Annotated in this window: 8 protein-coding genes; 6 read left to right on the top strand and 2 right to left on the bottom strand. The window is 24.9% G+C overall.

The features are described 5' to 3' along the window. Positions 1 to 119: 119 nt before the first annotated feature. Entirely contained in the window at positions 120 to 533 is a 414-nt protein-coding gene (locus tag A500_RS14170; protein ID WP_016208253.1) for a Fur family transcriptional regulator, read from the top strand. A gap of 45 nt (positions 534 to 578) precedes the next feature. On the opposite strand, the gene A500_RS14165 is transcribed toward A500_RS14170, so the two are convergent. Then, the gene (locus tag A500_RS14165; RefSeq protein ID WP_016208252.1) at positions 579 to 1,379 is read right to left on the bottom strand and encodes a metal ABC transporter permease; all 801 of its coding nucleotides are present in this window, start codon (positions 1,377 to 1,379) and stop codon (positions 579 to 581) included. Between the two features lie 26 nt (positions 1,380 to 1,405). After that, positions 1,406 to 2,077: a metal ABC transporter ATP-binding protein gene (locus tag A500_RS14160; protein WP_016208251.1), complete on the bottom strand. Its 672-nt coding sequence runs from the start codon at positions 2,075 to 2,077 to the stop codon at positions 1,406 to 1,408. 290 nt (positions 2,078 to 2,367) lie between these two features. Between A500_RS14160 and A500_RS14155 the strand changes: the two genes are divergently transcribed. From A500_RS14155 to A500_RS14140, 5 genes are all read left to right on the top strand, one after another. Continuing rightward, on the top strand, positions 2,368 to 2,766 hold the full coding sequence (locus A500_RS14155; protein ID WP_016208250.1) for a DUF6762 family protein: 399 nt from the start codon (positions 2,368 to 2,370) through the stop codon (positions 2,764 to 2,766). 31 nt (positions 2,767 to 2,797) lie between these two features. Continuing rightward, on the top strand, positions 2,798 to 4,606 hold the full coding sequence (gene pepF, locus A500_RS14150) for an oligoendopeptidase F (protein WP_016208249.1): 1,809 nt from the start codon (positions 2,798 to 2,800) through the stop codon (positions 4,604 to 4,606). Positions 4,607 to 4,751: 145 nt separating this feature from the next. Beyond that, a complete protein-coding gene (locus tag A500_RS19615) occupies positions 4,752 to 5,180 on the top strand; it encodes a hypothetical protein (protein WP_051993168.1) in 429 nt (142 codons plus the stop codon). 23 nt (positions 5,181 to 5,203) lie between these two features. Beyond that, positions 5,204 to 5,695 (top strand): rhomboid family intramembrane serine protease, encoded by a 492-nt coding sequence (locus A500_RS19610; protein WP_157453669.1) that lies wholly within the window; start codon positions 5,204 to 5,206, stop codon positions 5,693 to 5,695. 62 nt (positions 5,696 to 5,757) lie between these two features. Continuing rightward, the coding region (locus tag A500_RS14140; protein ID WP_016208248.1) for a DUF2238 domain-containing protein at positions 5,758 to 6,378 on the top strand (621 nt) is incomplete at its 3' end.

Raw genomic sequence — 6,378 nt, 5'->3', positions numbered from 1 at the left:
AATTTTTATATAGGTTACTTAAATATTGATTTTTCTTATATAGTATAAATTTCAAAGGTAGTTTAGATAAGTGAAAAGTATTTAGTACAACTTGTATATAAGAACGTTAGGAGAATAAAATGAGCTGGGAAATTTATTTAAAAGAAAAAGGAATGAGAGTTACAGCAGGAAGAATTTCAATTTTAAATATAATAGAGTCTTCAGATAAAGGGCTTTCAGCAGAAAATATATATTATCAATGCAAAAAGCACAATGAAAACTTAAACCTTAGTACTATATATAGAACATTAGAATTGTTAGAAGAAAAAGATATAATAAAAAAAATTAACATAGATGGACCTGCAATTTATGTATTAAAAAAGGAAAGTCACAAACATACTTTAAAATGTGATGTTTGTAATAAATGTGTAGAAATACCATGTCCAATGGAAGAAATAGAAGAAGCCATAAAAGCTAAAGTTGGATTTAGCTTAACAGAACATAAGTTAGAATTAAATGGTGTTTGTGATGAATGCAAAAAATTAAAACAATAACAATAAATATAATAAGGGTAGTATAAAATACTACCCTTATTATATTTATTGTTTAAAATTAAAAAATTTATCGAAGATTATGACTAAAATTAAAGTGAACACAGATGTAATTGCAATAGTACCCCCTGGAGCACTATTAATATAATATGATAAAAATAATCCCATCATAATATCAAACATTCCAAAACCTATGGAGAATAGTAATGTTGTCTTAAATCCCTTTTTTAATTGCATTGCAGTTGCAACAGGCACTATCATTATGGATGATATAACAAGTATTCCCATTACTCTTATTGACATAGAAATAGTTGAGCCAACAAGTATAGTAAAAATATAATTTATAAGTTTTACTTTTACTCCTGAAGTCTTTGCACCTTCTTCATCAAAAGTAATGTAAATAAGCTTATTAAATAAAAAGATCAAAGCAACTAAACAAATAATTCCAACTATTAAAATTAAGAAAATATCTTCTTTAGAAACGGTAAGAATACTTCCAAATAAAAATGAATTTACTTTTGCAGAAGCTTTACCACTGCTTATAAGTATGATAGCTATACCTAAACTAAAGGTTAAAACTAAAGACATAACAAGTTCAGCATATTTTTTATAATATTCTCTTAAGAATTCTATAACTATAGCACAAAGTGTTGTAAATAAGAAGGCTGTTATTAATGGATTAACCCCTATAACTAAACCAATAGCAACACCAGCAAAAGAAGAATGTGAAAGTGTATCACCAATCATTGAATATCGTCTAAGCACTAAAAAAAGTCCTATGAAAGGACAAAGTATTGATATTATAAAACCAGCCATAAAGGCATTTTGCATAAAATCTAATTGAAACATATTATCTACCTTTCCTAATAATAAACTTAAATAGCATCATTTAATTTAAAACTTTTATTTCTAAACTCTTTATACTCATCAGTGGTAAATAAATTAATATTTCCATTATCAACTTTAAGAATATGAGTTGAGTTCTTTAAAGCAATATCTATATTATGTTCTATTGATATAATAGTTTTTTTATCAATTTCATTTAATTTCTTTAAAATACCGTAGATTTCAATTTGATTTTTTTCATCCACGCCAGTAGAGGGTTCATCAAGAATAATTATATCAGGATTACCCATTAAAGCTCTTGCAATAAGAACTCTTTGTTGTTGTCCACCAGATAGCATACCTAGAAGTCTGTTTTCATAATCACTCATACTAACATTTTCAAGGATTGAAGAGATATTTATATTTTTATTTTTCAAAGTTTTTTTATGACATAGTAAAACCTCTTTAACTGTAATTGGAAATTGTGAGTTAAAAGAATCAAGTCTTTGGGGAACATACCCAATTGAATCTGAATTAATTTCTATACTACCAGAGGTAGGTTTTAATAAGCCAAGTATTAGTTTTATTAATGTAGTTTTACAGCTTCCATTTTCACCAACTATAGATAAATATATACCACTTTGTATGTTTAAGTTTATATTTTTAAGTAAATATGGTGGTTTATTAGAATATGAAAAACATAAGTCTTTTATATTAATCATTAAAAAATACATCTCCTAAATAATCTAGACTTATTATATATGAAAATGCGAATAGTTTGCAACAATAACTTTAGATATATTATAAATTTACTTATTTATTTGTATTATTGACATAGTTTTAAATTACAAAGCTATTTTAACTAAGAAATTGAGCAGATTTTCTTAGTTAAGTTATTGATCATAAATTGTTAATAGTTAATTACCATAGTTTTGTTGATTTATATTATGAATAAAACATATAATATAGATAAGTTAAATAAAACCAAAGTAAAAATATTGGAGGAATATATATGGATTTTTCAAGTTTAGTATTAATGGAAAAGGATAAAGAAACGGGATTTATAACTAAGGAGCTTGGAAGTTTTCAAGTTTCAGAAGGGGCATTATATGTAAAAAAGCTTTTTGTTAGCAATGAAGTTGTAAATTTATATTTTGATACAAATAAAGATGTAGAAGAATGGGAATACTCAGCAATATATGATGTTTTTAATTATGATGCTTTTATAAAGGAAGAATTTGAAATTGAGGATTCTTTAGATGAATATAATCCTACTTTTTTAGTAAAATTTAAATATGTAGATGATTATGAATTCATGAAAGAACGAATAACAAGATGTGTTGAGTTAATCGAAGAAGCTATGGAAAATGCCTTTAAGGATATTGAAGGTAAAGAAGATGACTATAATTAGAAAGGAGAGCCTAATAAATTAGGCAGAAGTTATGAGTGAATTAAAGATATTGAAAAAGAGAGAAGAAATTGAAGATAAGTATAAATGGAAAGTTAATGAAATATTTTCAAATGATGATGCGTGGGAAAATGCTTTCCAGGAACTAAAAAAAGAATCGCCTTCTCTTAAAGATTTTGAAGGCAAACTAAATAATGCTGAAAATATTTTAAATTACTTAGAAAAGTATATAGATTTAGGAATAAAAGCAGAAATAGTTTATGTATATGCTCATTTAAAATGTGATGAGGATACATCAAATTCAAAGTATCAAGCTATGATGAACAAGATAGATTCTTATATGGCTGAATTTGCATCATATACAGCTTATTTTGTACCAGAGATATTATCATTAGATGATGAATTTATAATGAATATTATAGATAGTAATGATAAATTAAAGGTTTATTCATTTATGTTTAAGGACATATTAAAGGAAAAACCTCATATATTAAGCAAAGAACAGGAAGAATTACTAGCACAAGTTTCAGATTGCTTAGATGCTCCATCATCTATTCATAATATGTTAACAAATGCAGATATGAAATTTGGAAATATAATTGATGAAGATGGTGAAAATGTAGAGTTAACAGAAGGAAATTACTCATCATTTATAAAAAGTAAAGATAGAAAAGTTAGAAAAGAAGCTTTTAAAACTTTATTTAAAGAATATAAAAATTTAGAAAATACATTTTCAACTACTTTAACAAGCTCACTAAAGAATTTTAATTTTGGAGCTAAGGTTAGAAAGTATAATTCTGCACTAGAATCATCATTAAGTCCAAATGATATACCAGTTGAAGTATATAAAAATTCTATAAAAACTATAAATGAGAATCTAAAATCACTTCATAAATATGTTTCTTTAAAGAAAAAATTATTGGGATTAGATGAAATGCATATGTATGATTTATATGTTCCAGTAATAGAGATACCAAAAGAGCATATAGAATTTAATGATGGTGTAAATATGGTTTTAGAAGGGTTAAAGCCATTAGGAGAAGAATATTTAAATATTTTTAAGAATGGTGTAGAAAATGGTTGGATAGATATATATCAAAATAAAGGCAAAAGGGGAGGCGCATATTCTTGGGGTGGATATAAAACAATGCCATATGTTTTATTAAACTACAATTATGAATTACATGATGTATCCACTTTAGCACATGAGATGGGTCATTCTATCCACTCTTATTATTCAAGAAAAGAGCAGCCATATATTTATGCAGGTTATACTTTGTTTTGTGCAGAAGTAGCCTCAACTACAAATGAAGCTCTTCTTATTCATTACTTAATTAATAAAGAAACTGATAAAAAGAAAAAATTATATTTAATAAATCAAGAGTTAGAGCAAATAAGAACAACTGTATTTAGGCAACTTATGTTTGCAGAATTTGAATTATTTACTCATGAAAGCTTGGAAAAAGGAATGTCTTTAACTGCTGAAGATTATAATAAAGCTTGGCATGATTTAAATGTTAAATATTTTGGTGAAGATATGGTAGTAGATGAAGAAATTGATATTGAATGGGCTAGAATACCACATTTTTATTCAGATTTTTATGTTTATCAATATGCTACAGGATATGCAGCAGCTTCAGCCTTTGCAAAATCAATACTAGAAGGAAAGGAAGATTCTGTTTCTAAATATATTGAATTCTTAAAAAGTGGTGGAAGTGATTATCCAATAGAGATATTAAAAAAAGCAGGAGTTGATATGACTACGTCACAACCTCTAGAAGCAACTGTTGAAAGATTTAATGAACTTTTAGATATGCTAGATAAAGAAATAAATTTCAATTAACAATTTATTTCATTTTATGATTTACAAGGTATAGTTCACAACTTTTTGCGGTAAATTTTGGAGAAGTTTATTAATAGTAAGCAATTAATAATTTTTATTAATTGCTTACTAATATTTTTATTGCGCTAATTAAGGGGGATGGACTTTGAAGAATTTTGAAAAAATATTTTTTGGTTTATTAACTAAAGAACTAAACTTTTTTATGAGAAGTTATTATAGCGAATTTCATAAAGAAGAAAGATGGATAGGGTTAATTGATTTAAATGAAGTAGTAGTTTCAGTTGTTGTATCAAATGATATGAATGAAGAAGTAGATTTTAATGAAGCAAAAGAGTATCTTTTAAAATCTTTAAATAAAAGATTTGTAGTAAATTTAATAATTTTAGCTTCAGAAGAATATATAAATTATAATAAAAATAATTATTACAATAAACTAATATTTTCAGTAAAAGATAAGAAAATACTATATTCTAGTGAAGGTTCTAAAGCATTTATTCCTATTATAAATTACATGATAAATGAAAATAATAAGAAGAAAATAAATTTCAAAAATATAAAGTTACATATACAATAATTATTTTAAATATTTTAGTGTATTTGATTGAAATTATTAAATCAAGAAATTTAATTGATATTAACATATATACTTTGATTCAAATGGGTGCAAAAGTTAATATTTTAATTAATAGAGGGGAAATATATAGATTAATAACATCTACTTTTTTACATGGTGGAATAATGCATATTTTATTTAATATGAGTGCACTTAATATAATAGGAAAAGAAGTTGAATATATATATGGAAGTAAAAAATATATATTAATTTATATTTTGTCTGCTTTATCGGGATCATTATTTAGTTATTTATTTAATCCAAATAGTGTATCGGTTGGAGCATCAGGTGCTATATTTGGACTTTTGGGTGCTATGTTAGTATTTGGATTAAAAGAAAAAAATAAAATTGGAAAACAATATGTAAAAAATATATTAGAGACTCTAGCTATAAATGTAATTATAGGAATAACTATATCTAATATAGATAATTACGCACATTTGGGTGGTTTAATAATGGGGCAATATCAGCATTAATTTTATTTAAAAGTAAAAAGACAATCAGTTAAATAAAATTATAAATTCTAGAGGTGATAATAGTGAAAGAAAAAAATCATAACAATGAACTTATATTTGCTATTTCATTTATTGGAGTACTATTAGCAACTTCAATATATTACTTAATAAATATAGATATAGAAAAACTTTTCAGAATAGGCCTTACGTTTATAACTATTCTTGGAGTATATTCGTTATATATAAGAACCTTTCTCAAGGGAGCAAAAGTTATATATTATATTAATATGCTGTTCATTTTTTTATCAATGTATTTAGCTAGTGTTTTAGATTTTTATTCTATAACTAACTATGATAAATTTCTACATCTATTATCAGGAGCGATAATTGCTATAATTGGCTATGTTTTATTTTTATATTTAACAAATGAAAAAGTAAGAAAAGAAATACATCCATTAATTTCTGTTATCTTTGTAATATTATTTGCTACATCTGCAGCTGCAGTATGGGAAATATGGGAATTTACAACTGATTCTCTTTTTGGATTAAAGGCTCAGAATGGAAGTTTAAATGATACTATGTGGGATATAATTTGTGGAACTTTAGTAGGGGTAATAACATCTATTCCTATATATTTATATAATAAAGGTAAAAATATTAAATTTATTAAATATATAATAGAAGATATTGAACGAAACAAAAAA

Source organism: Clostridium sartagoforme AAU1 (assembly GCF_000401215.1).
Taxonomy (GTDB): domain Bacteria; phylum Bacillota; class Clostridia; order Clostridiales; family Clostridiaceae; genus Clostridium; species Clostridium sartagoforme.
Note: the sequence above shows the minus strand (reverse complement) of the source record. Positions and strands in the feature narration are given on the sequence as shown.